This is a genomic window from Lentibacillus songyuanensis (assembly GCF_039548255.1).
GTDB classification, from domain to species: Bacteria; Bacillota; Bacilli; order Bacillales; family Amphibacillaceae; genus Lentibacillus_C; species Lentibacillus_C songyuanensis.
In genome coordinates, this window is record NZ_JBCLVH010000032.1 from 1 (window position 1) to 18,546 (window position 18,546).

At 41.7% G+C, this 18,546-nt stretch carries 14 protein-coding genes and 1 riboswitch; of the genes, 3 read left to right on the forward strand and 11 right to left on the reverse strand.

The window, feature by feature from the left end; translation table 11 throughout:
• The first annotated feature begins 88 nt into the window (after positions 1-88).
• On the forward strand, positions 89-1,294 hold the full coding sequence (locus WMZ97_RS20060; RefSeq protein WP_343273881.1) for an ornithine--oxo-acid transaminase: 1,206 nt from the start codon (positions 89-91) through the stop codon (positions 1,292-1,294).
• Positions 1,295-1,527: 233 nt separating this feature from the next.
• Here WMZ97_RS20060 and WMZ97_RS20065 read toward each other — a convergent pair whose 3' ends face one another.
• Positions 1,528-2,652: a zinc-dependent alcohol dehydrogenase family protein gene (locus tag WMZ97_RS20065; RefSeq protein ID WP_343273882.1), complete on the reverse strand. Its 1,125-nt coding sequence runs from the start codon at positions 2,650-2,652 to the stop codon at positions 1,528-1,530.
• 400 nt (positions 2,653-3,052) lie between these two features.
• Between WMZ97_RS20065 and WMZ97_RS20070 the strand changes: the two genes are divergently transcribed.
• A complete protein-coding gene (locus WMZ97_RS20070; protein ID WP_343273883.1) occupies positions 3,053-4,597 on the forward strand; it encodes a class I adenylate-forming enzyme family protein in 1,545 nt (514 codons plus the stop codon).
• Between the two features lie 48 nt (positions 4,598-4,645).
• Positions 4,646-5,083, forward strand: coding sequence for a MaoC/PaaZ C-terminal domain-containing protein (locus tag WMZ97_RS20075; RefSeq protein ID WP_343273884.1), 438 nt, complete (start codon positions 4,646-4,648; stop codon positions 5,081-5,083).
• Positions 5,084-5,131: 48 nt separating this feature from the next.
• Here WMZ97_RS20075 and WMZ97_RS20080 read toward each other — a convergent pair whose 3' ends face one another.
• The 10 genes from WMZ97_RS20080 to WMZ97_RS20125 all read right to left on the reverse strand — a co-directional run bounded on the left by WMZ97_RS20080 (position 5,132) and on the right by WMZ97_RS20125 (position 18,402).
• Positions 5,132-6,244 carry a 5-methyltetrahydropteroyltriglutamate--homocysteine S-methyltransferase gene (locus WMZ97_RS20080; protein ID WP_343273885.1) on the reverse strand — a complete coding sequence of 371 codons (1,113 nt, stop codon included), beginning with the start codon at positions 6,242-6,244 and terminating at the stop codon, positions 5,132-5,134.
• Between the two features lie 70 nt (positions 6,245-6,314).
• Positions 6,315-6,421: riboswitch (SAM riboswitch) on the reverse strand.
• A gap of 78 nt (positions 6,422-6,499) precedes the next feature.
• Positions 6,500-8,305 carry a cation:proton antiporter gene (locus WMZ97_RS20085; protein ID WP_343273886.1) on the reverse strand — a complete coding sequence of 602 codons (1,806 nt, stop codon included), beginning with the start codon at positions 8,303-8,305 and terminating at the stop codon, positions 6,500-6,502.
• A gap of 349 nt (positions 8,306-8,654) precedes the next feature.
• Positions 8,655-9,584 carry a ribokinase gene (gene rbsK / locus WMZ97_RS20090; protein ID WP_343273887.1) on the reverse strand — a complete coding sequence of 310 codons (930 nt, stop codon included), beginning with the start codon at positions 9,582-9,584 and terminating at the stop codon, positions 8,655-8,657.
• A gap of 448 nt (positions 9,585-10,032) precedes the next feature.
• A complete protein-coding gene (locus WMZ97_RS20095; RefSeq protein ID WP_343273888.1) occupies positions 10,033-11,313 on the reverse strand; it encodes an MFS transporter in 1,281 nt (426 codons plus the stop codon).
• A gap of 58 nt (positions 11,314-11,371) precedes the next feature.
• Positions 11,372-11,974, reverse strand: coding sequence for a TetR/AcrR family transcriptional regulator (locus WMZ97_RS20100; protein WP_343273889.1), 603 nt, complete (start codon positions 11,972-11,974; stop codon positions 11,372-11,374).
• A 187-nt stretch (positions 11,975-12,161) separates the two neighbouring features.
• On the reverse strand, positions 12,162-12,878 hold the full coding sequence (locus WMZ97_RS20105) for a ferredoxin--NADP reductase (RefSeq protein ID WP_343273890.1): 717 nt from the start codon (positions 12,876-12,878) through the stop codon (positions 12,162-12,164).
• Positions 12,879-13,147: 269 nt separating this feature from the next.
• Entirely contained in the window at positions 13,148-14,251 is a 1,104-nt protein-coding gene (locus tag WMZ97_RS20110; RefSeq protein ID WP_343273891.1) for a hypothetical protein, read from the reverse strand.
• A 261-nt stretch (positions 14,252-14,512) separates the two neighbouring features.
• A complete protein-coding gene (locus WMZ97_RS20115) occupies positions 14,513-15,847 on the reverse strand; it encodes a CitMHS family transporter (RefSeq protein ID WP_343273892.1) in 1,335 nt (444 codons plus the stop codon).
• A 226-nt stretch (positions 15,848-16,073) separates the two neighbouring features.
• The gene (locus tag WMZ97_RS20120; protein WP_343273893.1) at positions 16,074-16,784 is read right to left on the reverse strand and encodes a response regulator; all 711 of its coding nucleotides are present in this window, start codon (positions 16,782-16,784) and stop codon (positions 16,074-16,076) included.
• A 1-nt stretch (position 16,785) separates the two neighbouring features.
• Positions 16,786-18,402 carry a sensor histidine kinase gene (locus tag WMZ97_RS20125; protein ID WP_343273894.1) on the reverse strand — a complete coding sequence of 539 codons (1,617 nt, stop codon included), beginning with the start codon at positions 18,400-18,402 and terminating at the stop codon, positions 16,786-16,788.
• Positions 18,403-18,546: the final 144 nt, after the last annotated feature.

Below are 18,546 nucleotides of genomic sequence, written 5' to 3' on the forward strand. Positions count from 1 at the left end.
TTCTAATAAGTAGTGAAGAAGTATTATTTAATTGTCAAAGAGCAAGAAAATCAATTTCTGAAACTTATTATACGAGGAGGAAAAATAAATGACAACAACTACATCAAATTCAACCGATATCATGAAACAAACAGATCAATATGGGGCACACAATTACCATCCACTGCCAATTGTCGTTGCCGAGGCTGAGGGGGTATGGGTAAAAGACCCTGAAGGCAACCAATACATGGATATGTTAAGCGCCTATTCCGCGGTTAACCAAGGTCATCGTCATCCAAAAATTATTCAGGCACTAAAAGATCAAGCAGATAAAGTAACGTTAACTTCTCGCGCATTTCATAACGAATTGCTTGGACCATGGACCAAGCGTGTTGCAGAATTGACAGGAAAAGATAAAGTGTTGCCAATGAATACAGGTGTGGAAGCAGTTGAAACGGCAATCAAAGCAGCCCGCCGCTGGGCATACGAAATAAAAGGCGTAGAAGAAAACAAAGCCGAAATTATCGCAGCGAACGGAAATTTTCATGGCCGGACCCTAAATGCCATTTCGTTATCCAATGATCCAGGTGCAACGAAAGACTACGGTCCATTTGTTCCTGGAATAAACAAAGTAGACTATGGCAATATCGATGCGATTCAGGAAGCAATTACGCCAAATACGGCTGCAGTGATCGTGGAACCGATCCAGGGAGAAGCCGGGATCATCATTCCGCCTGAAGGATTCTTAAAAGAGGTTCGTGCTATTTGTTCCGACAATAATGTTCTATTCATTGCCGATGAAGTACAAACTGGCTTTGCACGTACGGGAAAAATGTTTGCCTGTGATTGGGAAGATGTCACACCAGATATCTATGTAATGGGTAAAGCTCTAGGTGGTGGTGTAATGCCAGTATCAGCCATTGCAGCGAATAAGGATATTATGGATGTCTTCACACCGGGCTCGCATGGATCAACATTCGGCGGAAATCCATTAGCCTGTGCCGTATCATTAGCCGCGCTTGACGTGATTGAAGAAGAAAAACTAGTAGAAAAATCACTCGAAATGGGCGAGTACTTTGCAAATGCATTAAAAGCCATTCAAAATCCAGAACTAAAAACAATTCGTGCTCGTGGTTTATTTATTGGGGTGGAATTTACCAAACCGGTTCGTTCGTTCTGTGAGGAATTAAAAGAGGCTGGTGTATTGTGTAAAGAAACACACGAAAATACTATTCGGTTCGCACCACCACTTGTCATTAGCAAAGAAGAACTTGACTGGGCGATTGAAAAAATTACGCAGGTTCTTTCCAAATAAGCAATTGTCGTCTCAACAATAGGCGGCAATAGGGAGGTAATCAAGTAATAGAATCTGCTGAAAAACACCAAATTGATATGCGTCTTACTGCATATATTATTGGTATCCGTCGTACAGCAGAAGCAGCTAAATTCAGGGAATGGTTTAAGACAGTCGCAAATTCATTTTTGTATAAAATAAATAGTATTGAAAGGGCTTGTTATCTGAAAATGAGATAACAAGCCCTTTATCACTTACATCTTAATAATAATCCTTGATGACTCCCCTTTTGCTAGTTTGTCAAACCCTTCATTAATTTCTTTTAATGTAATGGTATCGGAATGCAACTTATCAACCGGCAAACGACCTTGTTTAAACAGGCTGATAAAATGTGGGATGTCCCGGCTTGGTACACAGCTGCCAACGTACGATCCTTTTAATGTTTTCTCCTCGGCGGTTAGACTGACATATGGAAATGAAAAATGATGATCGGGATGCGGCAGTCCCGTTGTTACGGTTGTGCCACCTCGTTTCGTTATTCCATAAGCAACCTCCATCGCTGGAACCGCTCCTGCTGTTTCAAACACAAAATCAAGCCCGCCATCTGTTGCTTGACGAATGGTCTTGATTACATCAGGCTCACTGGAGTTAAATGTATCAGTGGCTCCAAATTCTTTTGCCTGCGTCAATTTTGCTTCATTAATATCGAGGGCGATAATCCTGCTTGCTCCGGCTGATACGGCACCAAGCAATGCACTTAATCCGACACCTCCCAAGCCAACAATGGCGACCGTTTGCCCTAGTTTAATATCCGCTGTATTCACAACCGCTCCTACCCCTGTAATGACCGCACAGCCAAACAATGCCAGATGCTCAAAGGGAATCTCCTTATCTACTTTGATTAATGAATTTCTGGAGACAACCGCATACTCGGAAAAAGCGGACACGCCAATATGGTGGTTGACTTCCTCATGTTCGTGATGCAGCCGAATACCTCCATTCATTAATGTACCCGCACTATTTGCTTCAGCAGCGGGTTCACATAATGCCGGCCTCCCTTCTTGACAAGGAATACAATGGCCACAGCTCGGAACAAATACACAAACAATATGATCTCCTGTTTCCAGATCGGTTACGCCTTCCCCAACTTCTTTCACAATTCCCGATGCCTCGTGGCCCAGCGCCATCGGTAATGGCCGCGGTCTGCTGCCATTGATAACCGATAAATCAGAATGACAGAGGCTGGCAGCTTTAATCTCAATCAACACTTCATCACGTTCTGGTGAATCTAGTTCCAATGTTTCGATCTGGATTGGCTTACTTTCCGCATATGGCTGTTTGCGTCCCATTTCTCTAAGGATAGCTGATTTTATTTTCAATCGTATCCTCTCCTCTCCCTATCTTAAGAATACGCTTTATCATTTCTTATGTAACTTTTATTACCAAGTTAAGATGATAAAGAGATAACGTTTTCATTCATTATATACCACGTAAATTATTTTCCCAATCATATTGTATAAACTCTTTACAACTTACCCGCACCCAACTCGCAGTAAATAAAATCCATCCATTTTACAAGTAACGTCACTGCTAAAAGAGTAAATTAGCTTATAAGCTAGCTTTATTATTTTACAGTTCATTAGTGTAGACAGATTATTCTCAAAACTGATATCATTAACTGTGTATTTATTATAAATTGCTTGTACCTTTGATTTCATCACCAAATATGAACGCTTCCTATGAACCTGTTTGAATTCGATTAATTAAGGAGGTTACCTTATGGATGTCAGTTACCTAGTTAGCCGAGTTGAAAAACATATACAGACGCTTGACCCAAAAAAGGAAGCTATCAAACTAGAATCAGGGAAATCATGGACATATGGAGAGTTAAATGAATTATCTAGTAAATATGCCAACGCATTGAAAAGTATGGGTGTGCAAAAAGGTGACCGGGTTGGTATGCTTTTGTACAACGGTCTGGAATATTTTGCACTTTACTTTGCCATTGCCAAGCTGGGAGCGATTGCTGTTCGACTCAATTTTCGGCTGGCAGAAGAAGAGTTGAATTATATTCTCAATGATTCCGGTTGTGCCGCGCTTTGCTTTGATGCAAATTTAGCGGATAAGATCGCCAATATCCGTCCTGATATCCCTGTTCGAGAATTTGTTTGTCTTTCATCCAAAGAGACTTCTGTACCTGTCTGGGCTCATGATTGGCAAGTATTGCTTAGTGGAGATGCTACGTTTATTTATCGTACTGACATCAACAAATCCGATCCAGTTATGTTGATGTACACATCCGGGACGACGGGTAGACCTAAGGGTGCGCTATGGTCCCATGAAAACACCCTGTGGTTCGCTAGTATGCAAGCACTGAAATGGAGCTTCCATGCTGATATGGTGGGCATGACAACTGGACCGTTATATCATGTTGGGGCCATGGAGGATGTAGCCTTGGCTACGCTGTTGCAAGGTGGTAAACTAGTAATCACCAAAAGTGGAGCTTTCGATATCGAGAAGGTTTTAACTGTTATGGAACAAGAGAATGTGTCTGATTGTTTTCTGTTCCCCTTCATGATTTATGAAATGCTTAAGCTGCCAAGTATCTCCTCCTTCCATTTGAAAAGTCTTAAAACGATTTATTCAGGCGGTGATCCGATTACTTCTTGGGCTATCGATGAACTTAACCGGCAGTTTCCTCATATCGGATTAGCGCAAGTATACGGACTGACAGAAGGTACACCGATCGCTGTATCTCTGGACCCTGTAGATGCTAAAACAAAAGGATACACAGCCGGTAAACCCATGCCATTTACCGAAGTCAAAATCGTTGATCATGAAGATAATAGACTAGAAGCGAACGAAATTGGAGAAATTTGTGTCAAAGGACCTGCTGTTTCGATGGGATACTGGAAAAAGCCAGAGGAAACATCTGCAACGTTTATCAATGGATGGTGCCACACGGGTGATTTAGGATATCTAGATCAAGAAGGCTATCTAACTATTTCCGGCCGAAAGAAAGATATGATTCGCAGTGGTGGCGAAAATATCTACCCCGTTGAACTGGAAGATGTCTTGATTAGACATGCGTCCATTCAAGATGTGGCTGTTATTGGAATACCTGATCCAAAATACTTGGAAGCAGTTTGCGCCGTAATTGTGCCCAAGTCGGGAATGATAATAAAAGAAAACGATATTCACGATTTTATTAAAGGTAAACTGGCAAGTTATAAAAAACCACGTAAAATCGTTTTTGTAGAGGAATTACCTAGAACCCCGTCTGGAAAAGTGCAAAAGTTTAGACTGCGTAACCAATATAAGTAAGATCAAATCGAACTAACACCTATCTTTCAAAACTAGGAGGCAGCTTAATTGTTTAATAAATACTATGATGACTATCATATCGGTGACACTTGGAATTCACGAGGAAGGACGATCACGGAAGCTGACATTGTCAATTTTGCTTCATTAAGCGGGGATTGGTTCCCTTTACATACCAATATCGAATACGCGAAAGATACACCTTTCAAGCAACGGATAGCCCATGGTATGCTCGTGCTATCCATTGCGACTGGCCTGCTTGAATTGGAACCAGGCATTGTTGTCGCCTTTTACGGGATGGACAAAATCCGGTTCACGAATCCGACATTCATCCAGGATACAGTTTCGCTCAATATGAAGGTCACAGATAAGATCGATAAGGGTGAAACTGGCGGAGTCATTGCGGCAGAATTAGTAGTGAAAAAACAGACAGGAGAAAACATCATTGTTGGCGGGATGAGCATGTTAGTGAAGAAACGCAAGGGATAGGCTCGCAAAAAACCCCAGCTAATTTCTAGTTGGGGCTCATGAATTCAATTACCATACCTCGTCAGCTATCTCCAGTACATGGCGAATTTTCTTCCATTGGTCTTCCTCGCTGATATCATTGCCTTCCTCAGTAGAGGCAAATCCGCATTGCGGGCTTAGGCACAACTGATTAAGTGGCAAATAATCACTTGCATCTTTAATCCGCTTTTTAATTTGTTGCTTGTCCTCTATTTCGCCAACTTTCGTCGTAATCAATCCAAGCACCACATATAAGTCATCCCGGTTCACATAATTAAGCGGCTCAAATCCACCAGACCGTTCATCATCAAACTCCAGGAATAGGCCATCAACATTCAGCTCACTAAAAATTGTTTCGGAAGCCGCATCATACGACCCTTCTGCAAAGTAATGGGAACGATAATTGCCTCGGCAAATATGCATGGTAATTAGCAAATCATCCGGACGTTCGGCTATCGCTTCATTAATTGCCCGTGCTGCAATTTTTTGCATCTCTTCCGGTGTATATCCTCGTTCACGAATAGCTGCCCGACCTTTTTCCGATAAATACGATGACCATGATGTATCATCAAGCTGTAGATATCTGCATCCAAGATCATAAAATGCTTGAATGGCTTTTTTATATGCATTGGTTAAATCCGGAAGTAACGTCTCGATCGTTCCATATACCTTTGGATCAATGCTACCCCGGAGAAGTAACATATTCGGGCTCGGAATAGTCATTTTAGCTACATGATCTGGACCGACATGATTGTTTAAAAAGCGAAAATGGTCAAGCATTGGATGAGCATCGTCAAAATCGACTTTCCCTGTGATGCGAATAGAACGATTCCTTGCTTCAATTCCGACAAAATGCAAACCACTATCCGGATCGTACCCTTCCACACCGGTCAGCCCTTCCAAAAAGTCAAAATGCCACCAAGACCGGCGAAATTCACCATCGGTAATTGACTTTAAGCCAACTTGCTTTTGTTTTTCGATCAGCTTCACGATTTCCTCGTCCTCAACAGTCCGCAGTTCTTCCACTGTTATTTCGCCATTTGCATACTGGCTCCTGGCTTGTTTTAACCGTGCTGGGCGAAGAAAACTTCCAACATGGTCTCCTTGAAATGGTGCACGTTTTTTCGTTTCTGTTGTAGACATTGCTGTTAACCCCCTTAAAAATGTAAATAAAAAATTCCTCCGATAAGAAGGAATAATGATACGAATTCACTTCTTATCTTTCAGGTTCTTTCACCTGTTAGAATTAGCACCTTTTCCCCAAATGGGTAGGTTGCTGAGGTGTCCCCGGGCTAGTCCCTCGACCTCTCTTGATAAGGAATCATTTATTGAATTGTACCTATCATATCAGTTTGGCGGCAAATTGCAACTATTTTATCATTTTATACTTGCGGGAAGTTAATTTTTATTTCTTGTTTCCCCAAGCAGTACAAGCTCATCACCGTCATCCAATGTAAATCGTTGACGCCACGTGATGAATTCAAGGCTATCATCTTTCTTTTTCACAAAAAGTGGCGTTCCATAGCGTTTGATATCTTCTTTATTCACTTTATGTTTTTCATCAATTTCCACGGTTTTTATCGAATAGCTCGTGTTCACTTGACGGTTCAGTTCACGGAAAATTGCATCCTCACCAAACAATAAATGCGCCTTTAATGAGGTAGCAACCTCTTTTCCTTTTTCATCACTGTCAGGCGATTCAACTGGTAAGACAAATGTATTATTGTAGCCGAATTCCGGGACATAGGACTGGTAAATTAATGCATTATACGCCGCATCACCGGTCATGGCAAGAATCGTCTCATAAGGAACAAAATCAATTTCGAACTGTGTATGCTCGGCCAGGATCTCCCCTTGGAACGTTTCGATTCCCTTATCCATCGCTGGCTGCAAGCGGTCCTCAGAACTATCAGTTATTAACACTGGAATCTTAAATTGCTGCAAGCTTTTGGCCAACGCAACTGAAAAACTGCTGGCACCAACGATCAATACACCAGGTGGTTCAGAACTAGCCAGCTTAAGTTTTTTCGCCAGCGGTCCGATCGTAAATCCATGGGCACATACGGTAATAAAAACCAGCGCAAAAGTTAACGCCGTGAGCAATGTGGCATCTTGATAGCCATCATCGATTAAAACGGAGGCAAAATAACCGGAAACCGTAAGCGCAACTACACCACGTGGCGCAATCCAGCTAATCAGTGTCTTCTCTGCGATGGAAAGTTCCGTTTTAATCGTCGAAATCCAGATCGAAAGCGGCCTGACAATGAATAGCATAACAATGACGAACCCAATGATTGGCAGTGTGAAAACTTGTCCAATAACCTCTCGTGTCAGCGAGGCAGTCAGTAGAATAAAGATAGTTGATGTCAGAATCACGGAGATATTTTCAACAAAATGACCAACATTTTCGATTGATGATACATATTTTTTCGAACGCCCAATACTTAGCCCCATAACCGTTACTGCCAACATTCCCGTTTCATGCATGACAACTTCGCCGATCATAAAGCATAGCAAGACAAATGATAAAATAATTGGTGACTTCAAGTATTCTGGGAACAATCCTCTGCTGACCATAACGCTAACCAAGATTCCGATAATGAAACCAAGAATCACAGCGAACACTGCACCCAAAAAGAAATTCCATAAATATTGGAAGGACAAATGCTCATTGACCAGAATTTTAATCACTTGATACGCAAACAGCGCGAGCAACGGACCAAATGGATCGACAATAATTCCTTCCCATTTTAACACGGTTGCTGTCCGCGATTTTAATTTGGCCTGCCGGAGTAATGGAATGATAACCGTTGGACCGGTTACAATGAACAATCCGCCAATAATGAAAGCAACTTCCAAGCTTAGGCCGGCGATATAATAAGCAGCGAGTGACCCGCCAATCCATGCCAGGAAAGCACCAAAAGTTACAATTCGAAATACGGACTTGGAGATACCTCTGAGTTCTCGTACGTCAAGACTTGAGCTTCCTTCAAATAGAACAACGGCAACGGCAAGGGAAATCAGCGGACTGTATAAATCACCCAGCGCCGCTTGTGGATTAATCAGTCCAAAAACAGGGCCAATCAATAGCCCCGCAATCGACATAATCACAATCGAAGGCCACTGAATACGCCATGCAAGCCATTGCGAAAAGATCCCCAGGCCAAGTATGACAACGATACTAATTAATGCAGCTTGTTCCATAAATTAACAACACTTTCTATTTTAGATTCAAAACATAATCATTTCCCCATATTCTAGCAAAAAATGGGATGTTGCACTAGCACAAGCGCAATATTTTAGCAAATTGTCGCTATTTGTCGCATTAACCCCTAAAAGTAAGGGTTATTTAAACACCCCGTTCTTTGTTGCAAAAACAAAAAAACTTCTCTCAACAATAAAAAGAAGGTTTGTTTATCAACAAATGTTTCATGACACCTCTCATCTTCGGATCGCTTCCTAGCCTTTTTCTGAATTTGGCACCATGTGTATCTTTTGGCGGTGCCGAGGTTTCACTGAGGCAGTAACTCATCCTCACTTAATAAGAATAAGACTATTCACTACATTTCCGTTCAGCCAAAAATGCTATCAGCTCACCCTCTGTTGGATAGGAAATTTGAGTGCCGTTTTTGGTCACACTTAACGCGGCAAAGCCTTGCGCACGTTGGATTGCTTGTGCGATATCACCTGTTTGCACAAGCGATTGCGCGAAACAACCAATAAATGCATCTCCAGCCCCTGTTGTATCTACAGCTTGAACCGTATATGCATTAAACCGCTGTACCGTATTATTGGTAACCCAGAGTACCCCGCGGCGACCTAACGTGATAATGACATTTTTCACACCCTTATCAAGCAAGAACTGTGCAGCTTGACGCACCTCTTCCTCCGTTCCTACAGGCATCCCGGATATCAACTCTAATTCGGTTTCATTCGGAATTAAAAAATCACACTGGGAAACATAGTAGAAATCCAACGCCTTTGTGGCCGGTGCTGGGTTAAAAATAACCGGTATCTTATGCTGATGTCCAAATTCAATGGCATGATAAACGGCTGCTAACGGTACTTCTAATTGCAAAACAATTAATTTGCATTGCTTCAGTTTATCTGCCGCCTCGTCAATGTCCTGTGGTTTTAGATGGTTGTTTGCCCCTTTAATAATCAATATCCGGTTTTCCGAATGGGCATCAACAAAAATGGGTGCAACCCCGCTGGTCGTGTCGGGAACTTTTTTAGTAAACGTGGTATCAATTCCATGTTTTTGAAAGTTTGCAATCGTATTATCGGCAAACATATCATCGCCAACTTTTGTAACCATCATCACCTGAGCTCCCAGCTTGGCTGCAGAAACTGCCTGATTTGCCCCTTTTCCCCCGCACCCCATCGCAAAATTGGGTGCTTCCATCGTCTCACCTTTTTTCGGCATCCGATCAATATATGTAATTAAATCCACATTGTTCGAACCAATAACTGCAATATCCACCTTAACTTCCTCCTTGAAGACACGTTTCGCATTCCACATCTGTAATAGCTGCATATTAATTATATATCATTGTATCACACCATCCTATAGGAGCGAAAAACTAACGTGCTCTTCGCTAACATACTGAGAAATATTTTAACGTCATCAGATGGGTAAGATTGGATTAAACAATGATAATGATAAGGTGAAGCTTCAATCAGTGGGGCTTTTCGACGCACAGAACATGCTAGTGCAGGCGTTGTCACAGGACGCGATGGTTTTAACCTGCCCTTTCATCCCACTTAAAACAGAGAAACAAAGGCAGCTGCCCGAATCGTGCGGGAACAAGCCTGAACCGTGCGAGAGCGGCGCTGGAGCCGGACATGGCTATCGCTGACAGTAAAATTAACAACGCCAAATTTTATACTTTTTTACTTTTAAAAAAAGATTTTTCCTCTCCACCATCCACCTAGTTTCCTCCAATCACCCTTTTTTCTTTGCCAATTTTTTCATTAACCGTTAACCAAAAAAACAGACCTGTGCTTATCAAACCCATAAGCGCAATAATGATGGTCAATGTAATTGGTGGAAGCCAGCTGCTAATAATGAGGAATACACCAGCTGTACTGACGCCAAGAAAGGTAGCAATCGTATACATAGCCATATAGGAACTGCGTCTATTATCAGGAACAGTGTTAGCGAGCATTGTTTGTTGTATAGGGGCATACATCATTTCACCAATGGAAGCTATAACCATAGCCATAATTAGCAGCAATGGGAACGTGCTATAACTCATAATAGTATAACCGATAAAGAATAGGCACTGGCCAGTTAACAAAACAAATCGCTCATTCCATCGCTTCACAATACTTGTGATCAGCATCGTACAACAAACAATGAGTAATGTATTTGTCGTTTTTAGCATGCCAACAAGATTCATGCCATCCACATGGACTGCAAGTAGCGGCAGTAGCGACACTGGTTCATTTATCATGTCGACTAATCGTACACCGATATAATTGGTCAGTTGTTCCTCAACAGATACGAGCAGGAGAGCTGCCATTGTAAATAGGAGAAAGAATCTATGTGCAAGTACATTCTTATACGATTGCAGCATTTGCAGAAATGGTATCCTTTTATCTACATCATTTGTTAAGCTAATATTTTCTGTCTTTGGTATGTAAGTTTCTTGTATGCAAAAATACGTGATTAGAAATGAAATCAGCAAACAAATTGCCACACCAATAAAAATGTAAAAATGATAATCATAAAAAAGGAAAGCACCAATCAGGCTTCCAATTGCAGCGGCCATATTTCTTAGCCAATAAGCATATGTATAGATTACTTTTCTATTTTCTGGCTGACTCACATCAACAATTAACGCCTGATATACAGGTGTAACAGCTCCTGTACTAAATTGGATAAAAATAAACAAGACAAAGGTGATATATGGCAATATACACCAGGGAGAATTGACGATAGCAGCACCTATAAACCCAACACAGATAATGGATTCGGCTAATAAAATCACGTCTTTTCGACCAATTTGATCAGAAATATAGCCCCCTAAGACAGAACCGGTGATATTAGCGGCCATTACAACGAGAAAAAGAAAACCAGCTATTAGCGTTCCTAGCTGTTCTGAAAAATAGATAATTAAAAAAGGGATGACAGCCATTGTTGCCATTGTGGTTAGAAATTGCAAAAACAACCGGATTCTAATCACTGGGTGAAAATGAAATAGTTTCATATGAATGCTCCTCTTATATGATTGATTAATCAATCATTGATAAGATTAAAGAATAGACCTACTTGCGAATAGGTCCAAAAAGCTGAAGTACTGGTGGTATATATTGGTCCCATATTTGACTATAACGAGCGTCTGTATTATTTAAACGAATGCCGATTAACAAACTTGTGTAAACAGTAGCTACAGGCATGGGTTCCTGTTTTATAAGTAAACCTTTCTGCTGTCCATTTTCGATTAGACGACTGATTTTTTCCCTTAATTGATCATGGAATTGGTCGAGCTGCTCAAATGCAGCGGGATAACGATGGGGCTGCCCGACCACTTGTACGACGAGTGTTAAATAGCTTTTTACCTCAGCAAACAATTGAATATGTTTGGACACCATCTCTTTTAACTCAACGAGTGGCTCTTGTGTACTCGCATTGAAATCCAATACCTGCTCTGAAAAAGTTTTAAGTGGTTCAACGACAGAAGCCAAAAACAACTGTTCCTTGTCCTTAAAGTATGTGAACACACTCCCAAAGCTCACTTCAGCAGATTCAGCAATTTTTTTAATTGTCGTGGCTTCATATCCTTCCGATGCAAAAAGATGAATGGCACAATCAAGGATTTTCTCCCGTCTTTTTATCATGTTTAACCGTTGTTCCTCGGATAATGGCATTGTTAAGTCACCTCTTATTAACGAATGATTAATCAATCGTTAATAGAATAACAGAAACGAAGATGCATGTAAAGTTAAATTTATTAGTTATTTGATATTGAATTTGTTACCAGTCCAAAACCAGGCATGTATTCATGAGAACACATGCCTGGTTATCGGCCTTGAAACGTAAATGAAGTTTACTTTATCAATATCCGGAAAATTCTTCGGCGCGTATGTTATCTTCATTCGCCCCTGCTTCAATGAGCATTTTCTGCATGGCTTGCACCATATCAGCCGGACCTGCTAGATAATAAATCGGTTTGCTAACGTCGGAAACATGGCGTTTTAGCATGTCTGCATCAATATGGCCATTTTCTCCACTCCAAATATCCTCATCCACACGTGTCATTACTGGAACAAATGTGAAATTCGGATTTTTCTCAGCCATTTCTTCAAAATCTGATTGAAATGGCGCATCCTCGGGAGTCTTATTTGAAAATAGCAATGTTATGTCATGCGACGTTCCCTGGTTTGTGGCCTCAGCAATCATACTGCGAACCGGTGTAATGCCAATACCGCCAATAATGAAGACAGCCGGCGTTGATTCTGTCTTATGCAAAGTGAAATTGCCGTGGGGTGCATCAAATTCGACTTCAGCACCTTCTGGCAGATCTTGAATCACCCGCTTAAATGCAGAGTCACGCAATCGAGTAGTGGTAACCAATTTATCTTCACTAGGCGCACATACAAAGGAAAAGGCCCTTGTATTTCCTTCCGAATCTGTTTCACCAGGATCAATCAACGTAAAATCGCCGAACTGGCCAGCCTTAAATTCAAACCCATCCGGTTTTTCCCAATGAAAAGCCATCGTATCGTTTGCAACCATTTCTTTCTTCAATAATTTAATGGTGTACGTTGCCATTCGTATCAACCCCTTTATCTATAATAGTGTTCTGAAACTCACACGAAGCTTCCAACATAGAAAAAAACTACTTACTACTATACTTATTTATTTCATACCCCAAATAGACTTCATTAAATCACTGGACGTACAACCTATCCTATGTTTCTTTATAAAGTTTTATCAGCAGTTTTGTAACTTTTATCGGCGGTTTTTCGCAATTTATCAGTAGTTTCACAAATTTTATCGGCGATTCACTTTTTGCTAGTGCCGATCTGACCCCTGCGTCATTATTGGTAGTCAATGACAGCAGGAGCTGGGTCAAGCTTTAGGACGTCTTCCGGGGATAGCAGCGGGTCGTCATTTTTGTAAAATAACTTAAAACCTCCATACTGGATTGGTTGTTCCCGCACTAGTTTCCCGTACGCACTCATTTTAATTGCCGGATCGCCAAATCCATCATAGTTCAAAGGTACTTCTACATGCTTGGTTGGTTTTATTTTATCCTTGTTCTTGACGATACCGTTTCCGAATTGGTGGACAAGTACCATTTTGTCCGGTAATTGATTTTCTACTACCATTTTATCAACATATTCGACAGCCTCTTGAATGTCTTCCCCTTCCACTTCACCGAGATCTTCACCAGGGATTTGCCCTTCTCCGACACTGTACTCTGTATCAATTGCCAAGTGAACATGGGGCAGCTTCAGATACGGTTCCACTTCTTTTAGCTCGTCCATTACCGTTCCCCGCCCCAATTGGACATCCAAAAGTAGTAAAGCGCCGTGATCTTTTGCCAGCTTGGCATACTTCTCAATAACCTCTTTTGATGGTTTGGTAACGTATAAACCATCGGGTCCAGGGGTACGTTGGGCGACTGTGGCAATTAATTCAATTGTTGGTATCGCAGGTCGATCGGGATCCGCTTTCGAATAAGCCGCTGTCTGCTTCTTCAATTTTTTCATCATTTCTTCAGGAGTGTATTCTCCCAAAATGCCCATATTTTCAGAATTAGGTGTACCATAAAAGGCAACCAGCCGATTATGTTTCAACGGCTCATTTGTTGGGTCCTCTTTACCTTTTAATAAGACCTCGCCTAGGGGAACCGTTCGCTTACTTTCCCCTCCATGAGCTTCTGCGCTAGGCATCAGTTCTTTTTCTTCATCGGAGTAATTTGTTGCTAATGCCGTTGCATCCGCTGGTGGAGCAATCGGTTTGAATGGTTTTGTCACGTCTTGTTTATGCCTGCTTATTCCATCTCGGACATTTTTATTCACTATTACCGCATGGTCCCTTACTGCATGGTCATCCTGGGTTGAGACCGTTGTTGCGCTGCATGCTGTCAATATCGTAATTCCTATCATAAGGAAGAGGATGGCCATACGCTTTAACATTCTCCCACTCCTTTTAAAAAAATAGTAAATCATGTATTCATTTTACACGACAACCCCCGAAACCTGTCTATAGAAAACCGACAAGTATCTGTTAAAATATACAATACCCGCCATTATTCTACACGAAACCCGCGAGAATGTCTCCGTTAAAAAAGTAAATATTGGTCTTAGTGTTTGCTCAAGACAACTATTCATCCAATCAAAAAAACGGAATCAGCTGATAAAAGCGATTCCGTTTTTTATTTTGCATTAAATCGTAATTTAAATGGCAATAATTCCCATAAAAGTGGCAATGATTAACAAGATAATGCTAAGCCCCCACATCCAGGCAAGGGAATATCGGATATGTTTTCCCATTTCCAAATTAGCAAGTCCCAAGGCAAGCCAAAGTGCTGGAGAGAATGGGCTGACAAACGTTCCGACGATATTCCCAATAATCATGGAATATGTGGTTGATAGGGAGTCAATACCGAACCCGGAGGCAATTTGATCGGCAACAGGCAACAGCGCAAAGTAGTAGGCATCCGTGCTCAACAACAAATCAAACGGTACACCTAAAACACCAATAATGATATGCAAGAAAGGTGCAACAAATGCCGGTAACACTTTAACGACATCTTCCGCAATGGCATCGAGCATACCCGTTCCAGTCAAAATCCCCAAAAATGACCCTGCAGCCAGAATTATTGTGGCCATCATGAGTGCATTCGGTGCATGTGTCCGAATACGAGCCATTTGATCCTTTACTTTAGGGTAGTTAATTGGCAAGACCAAACTGACACCAATCATAAAAGCAAACCCGGCTGGGATGATGCCCCATACTAAAATAGCAATGACACCAATCGCCAGAATGACATTTACCCATAACAATTTTGGACGAGCAAGGGATGTGTCTTTCTTTGGTGCTTCTTCCACGGGATCATCATCCTCCACAGCAACATCAACAGCGGCAGCAGCTTCAAGTGAGCCGTATTGTTTTTTGATCCTGCGCTGTTCACGATATCCCAATAGCACTGCCAATCCAACCATTAGCACCATCCCGATAATTTGAATCGGAATCAGCGGTCTCCATAGTTGGGTAACATCCATCTTCAAGACGGATGCGGATCGTCCAAGTGGGCCAGCCCATGGAAGCATATTCATAATACTGGCGCTTCCAGCAATCAAAAGTAACAGTAAATAAGGATTCATTTTCAACCGTTTATACAGTGGTAATAATGCTGGAATGGTAATTAAAAAGGTCGATGCCCCTGAACCGTCCAATTGCGCTACTGCAGCAATTAACACACTTCCCACACTAATGGCAATAACGTTTCCCCGTGAAATCGCAATCAACCCATTGATTAACGGATCAAACAAGCCAACATCCTGCATAATCCCAAAGAACAATATCGCAAAAATAAACATGATCGCAACGTTCATGACATCGGCAACACCATCGTTAAAGAAATCACCGATCTTTGTCATACCGAATCCAGTAGCAAATGCACCAAGGATTGGAATGAGTAATAAAGGTATAATTGGCGTCATGCGCCCACTAATAAGTATTAATACAATAATTAATATCGTTGCAAATCCGATTACACTAAGACTCATCGTTAAATCTCCCTTCCATTTTCAAAATTAGAGTAACTAATCCTGAAAACGCTAACATGTGAATAACTTGTTACAGAATATCATGAATAGAAGAGGGAGATAAACCTTCTATTCATAAATCGACTATATTCTATATTACTCATTTTGTTCATAAGTTTCACGGAACAAAGGCGAAATTGTAAGTCTTTACTTCATAGTTGGCTGTCCGTTATGGGTGGGATAAATTTTATGTTTCCGTAACGAGGATATATTGCCGCTCTGGCCGGCCAACATTCCCATATAAAAGCGCTGGTCGTGCGCGTTTAATGGCGACCAGATATTCCAAATAACGACGAGCTGTTGAACGACTTGTTCCAATTTGTTTACTCAATTCGACTGCTGTAATGCCGTCTGTCGTTTGTTTCTTTAATAAATCGGTAATTTCATTCAACGTAATCGGGTCAATCCCCTTTGGCAACTTACCATTAGATCTATTCGTTGGAACCACTAGATTTTCCACACCTAGGAGCATGTCCATGTCATCTTGATATAGCATCTCCCGGGATGCCAAAAAGTTTCTTCGCTGCTTATACCTTGTAAGCATCTGTTCAAACCGTTTAAAATCCACCGGTTTGATAATATAATCTACAATTCCGCCCCGGAGAATTTCCTTAATTGACTTCGTTTCTGTAGCGGCAGTGACGACGACGATGTCCACATCATGATACAGCGTACGTAATCGCCAAAACAGCTCCAATCCCTCGACATCCGGAATAAATAGATCTAATAGAATCAAATCAACTTGCCCATCGTGTCTTTGTAAAAACTCAAGTGCTTCCTGAGCGGTTTTCACACAATTTGTAACAACATATCCTTCCACTTTTTCCACGAATTGCTGCTGAATCGCGGCAATGCGAAAATCATCTTCAATAATAAGTACATGAATGCTATCAGACATTTTAATCACCTTCATCCTTTGGTACGGTCACAATAAAACAAGCTCCTCCAAGCTCTCCTTCTTCTAACATGATTGTTCCGTTCACTTCCTGTAACATAAGTTTGGTTAATGCAAGGCCTGTTCCACGATTGGATCCTGGTTTCGTCGAATATCCCTGGTCAAAAATACGCGGCACATCCTCCGATGCGACACCTGGTCCAGAATCATCCACTTCCACAATGGCATCTTCACCAATATCGGTAAAAAACACGGCAATCTCCTGCCGACCATTCGGGTTGTGCTTCAATTCGTCTATCGCATTTTCAATCAGGTTTCCAATCGCTGTCAATAAGGCTTCCTGCTTATCCCCAGTAAATCGAGTCAGCAACTGGCTTTCGGAATCAATGGACATGGTAATTCCAAGCTCGTTTGCCTGATTCAATTTCCCCTGCAGAAGTCCTTGCACCATTGGATCAGCAACATGCTCCACTAAAAACCGGGACCATTCCAATTGGCTATCACTTTCCTTTTTGATAAAGGCAATTGCCTCATCGGTCTCATCCAATTGTAGCAGCCCTAGAATCGTATACAATTTATTGGAAAATTCATGTGTCTGCGCCCGCTGTGCATTGGCATATTGCTTCACACGCAACAACTCATTGGTAACATGCTCTAGTTCGGTTTTTTCCCGAAATGTTGCTACCGCACCAATAATTGCAGATCTGCGAAAAATGGGCATGCGATTGACAAGGACAACGGTATCACCAAGGACCATCTCCCGGTTATAATGGCTCTTTCCATTTTTTAAAACAGCGAATAATCCTGTGTGTGGGAGGACTTCCTGAATGGATCTGCCAGTGAAAGGATCATCCACTGCTGTATGATAAAACAAGATCCTTCGGGCCGCGGCATTGATCATTGTCACTATCCCTGCTTCATCAACGGCAATAAGTCCTTCGTGTGTTGACTGCAAAATTGCTTCCTTTTGAATGACTACCTGGGAAATTTCTTCTGGTTCCATCCCCGATAACAACCGTTTGATATAAATAGAAATCCCGATGGCTCCGATGATGCCCACCAGCACAATGAGTAACAGTGTGATCCACACGGTATTACTTTGCTGCTGAATAAGATGCTGAACATCTTCATTCAAAAAGCCAACCGAGACAAGACCGACAATGTCGCCATTATTATCATAGATTGGTGTCTTGCCACGAATGGATAATCCCAATGAGCCTACTCGCTTCGAAATATACGACTCACCAAGCAGTGCCCGCTCATTATCCCCACCAACCATTTTTTCACCGAGTTTATCCGGATCAGGATGCGAATAACGGATCCCTTCTGTATTCCCCACAACAATAAATTCTGCCTCTGTCTGTTGCTGGATGGGCATAACAATCTCCTGGATCACCGAAGCCGGATTCTCCAATTGGAAGGCGTCTCGTATTTCCGGCATATTGGCCACACTTTGCGACACACTTAGCGCCCGCTTGGCCATTTGTTCCTCCATCGTCTTGGAAATAAATGAATGAAGAAAAAGACCGAAAATAACACAAATCCCGATCACCAGTACACTAATCAACACAATCATTTTCCACTTTAACGTAAACCTTTTACCCGGAAATGCCGAAACCATGATGATAACTCCTTTGTGGCCTTAGTTTCTCCACCTTTTTAAACTTGAATCGTGCTCGTCTAAAATGCGAATAGTTATAGCTGGGTTCCAATAAGCCGCTACTTTCCATTCAAAAAACAGAATCGGCCGTAATACCGGTTCTGT

Bases quoted from the DNA above. Each gene is read 5' to 3' on its own strand.
- WMZ97_RS20060 (WP_343273881.1), top strand. From the start codon at position 89: ATGACAACAACTACATCAAATTCAACCGATATCATGAAACAAACAGAT.
- WMZ97_RS20070 (WP_343273883.1), top strand. From the start codon at position 3,053: ATGGATGTCAGTTACCTAGTTAGCCGAGTTGAAAAACATATACAGACG.
- WMZ97_RS20080 (WP_343273885.1), bottom strand. From the start codon at position 6,244: ATGTCTACAACAGAAACGAAAAAACGTGCACCATTTCAAGGAGACCAT.
- WMZ97_RS20085 (WP_343273886.1), bottom strand. From the start codon at position 8,305: ATGGAACAAGCTGCATTAATTAGTATCGTTGTCATACTTGGCCTGGGG.
- WMZ97_RS20095 (WP_343273888.1), bottom strand. From the start codon at position 11,313: ATGAAACTATTTCATTTTCACCCAGTGATTAGAATCCGGTTGTTTTTG.
- WMZ97_RS20100 (WP_343273889.1), bottom strand. From the start codon at position 11,974: ATGCCATTATCCGAGGAACAACGGTTAAACATGATAAAAAGACGGGAG.
- WMZ97_RS20105 (WP_343273890.1), bottom strand. From the start codon at position 12,878: ATGGCAACGTACACCATTAAATTATTGAAGAAAGAAATGGTTGCAAAC.
- WMZ97_RS20110 (WP_343273891.1), bottom strand. From the start codon at position 14,251: ATGTTAAAGCGTATGGCCATCCTCTTCCTTATGATAGGAATTACGATA.
- WMZ97_RS20115 (WP_343273892.1), bottom strand. From the start codon at position 15,847: ATGAGTCTTAGTGTAATCGGATTTGCAACGATATTAATTATTGTATTA.
- WMZ97_RS20120 (WP_343273893.1), bottom strand. From the start codon at position 16,784: ATGTCTGATAGCATTCATGTACTTATTATTGAAGATGATTTTCGCATT.
- WMZ97_RS20125 (WP_343273894.1), bottom strand. From the start codon at position 18,402: ATGGTTTCGGCATTTCCGGGTAAAAGGTTTACGTTAAAGTGGAAAATG.